The sequence below is a fragment of the Streptomyces albidochromogenes genome (assembly GCF_005981925.1).
In the GTDB taxonomy this organism is placed as follows: domain Bacteria; phylum Actinomycetota; class Actinomycetes; order Streptomycetales; family Streptomycetaceae; genus Streptomyces; species Streptomyces albidochromogenes.
Window position 1 is genome coordinate 1 of sequence record NZ_VBVX01000597.1, and the last position, 1,592, is coordinate 1,592.

The following is a 1,592-nucleotide window of genomic DNA, read 5'->3' on the forward strand; positions in this document are numbered from 1 at the left end:
CCCCCCGCCCCCTCCCGGCTTGTTCTTTCCGTAGAGCCAGGTGTCCCACAGGCCCTTCAAATCCTTGCCGGACTCCTTCTCGACGTACGCCGTGAAGTCGTCCGTCGACGCGTTGCCGTGGCGGTGGGCGGCGGTCCAGCCGCGCACGATCGCGTAGAACTTGTCGTCGCCCACCGCCTCACGGACCTTGTGGATCACCATCGCGCCCCGCCCGTAGACGGGTTCGTCCGAGATCTCGGCGGCCGACGGCGGATTCGCGGGCGGGAAGGCCCAGTTGGCCTTCTCGGCGAAGGCGCGGCGGAAGCTCGTGTCCACCGGGATGCGTTCGACGTCCTCCGCCCACAGCCATTCCGCGTACGTCGCGAACCCCTCGTTGAGCCACATGTCCCGCCACGTCTTCGGCGTGACCGAGTCGCCGAACCACTGATGCGCCAGCTCGTGGACGAGCAGCCCCTGATCGGGCGCGCCGGGGAAGACCGGCTTGGTCTGGGTCTCCAACGCGTACTCGGAGTCGTTGCCGCGCTCGACGATCGCGCCCGTGGAGGAGAAGGGGTACGGACCGAACTTCTCGGCGGCCCACTCCATCACTTCGGGAACGGTGGCCAGGACCTTCGCGCTGCTCCGGGCGACCGTCGGGTCCACGGCCGTGTACACGGGCACGCCCGACGGAGTGCGCGAGGTCTTCGTCTCGTACGTGCCGATGGCGACGGTGGCGAGGTAGCTGGCCATGGGATCACCGTTGTGCCAGGCGAACGTGGTGCGGCCGCCGCGCGTGCGCTCGCTCCGCAACTCACCGTTGGACACAGCCTTCAGGCCCTTGGGCACGGTGACCGTGATGTCGTACGACGCCTTGTCGCTCGGGTGGTTGTTCCCGGGGAACCACGTCATCGACCCGCTCGGCTGGCCGAGCGCGACCGCGCCGTCCCGGGTTGTCAGCCAGCCCTCGCGGGAGTCGTCGGCGTCGACGAGGGTGGCGGGGTTGCCGGAGTAGCGGACGACGGTGGTGAAGGTCTGGCCGTCGGTCAGTTCGGTGTCGGGGCGCAGCGTCAGCTCGTCGCCCGCGCGGTTCACCGCCGCCTCGGCCCCCTCGACGGTCGCGGACGTGACGTCCAGCCCGTGGAGGTCGAGGTTGAAGGCACTCAGGTCCTGGGTGGCGCGAGCGGTGATCTCGGCCGTGCCGGTGAGCCGGCCGGGCGGGCCGCCGTGGTCCGCGCGGCCGGTGCGGCCGGGGCGGTCCCCGCCGGCCGTGCGGCGCGGCGTGTAGTCGAGGGTCAGGGCGTAGTGCTGTACGTCGTACCCGCCGTTGCCGAGCCTCGGGAAGTACGGGTCGCGCACGCCCGACGTACCCGGCGCGCCCCGCACGCCGCCGACGCCGCCGAGGCTCGTGCACGACGCCGGCGTGAGCGCGAGCAGGGTGGCGACGGCGACGGCGGGAACGGTGCGGCGTATGCGAGTCCATTGATCCACACAGATGATCCTATGCGCGGAATGTTCCCCTCACCCGGCGTCGCCTCGGCGTCGACCCGGCATCGCCCCCGGCGTCGCCCCGGCCACACACAGGCGCCACACGGGGCCCTCGCCCGCCTTGAAGC

Annotated in this window: 1 protein-coding gene; it reads right to left on the reverse strand. The window is 71.4% G+C overall.

What is annotated here, in order from left to right; all coding sequences use genetic code 11:
- Positions 1-1,449: M1 family metallopeptidase (locus E2E34_RS34160; RefSeq protein WP_138905697.1), on the reverse strand; the 1,449-nt coding region annotated here is incomplete at its 3' end.
- Between the last annotated feature and the right edge of the window lie 143 nt (positions 1,450-1,592).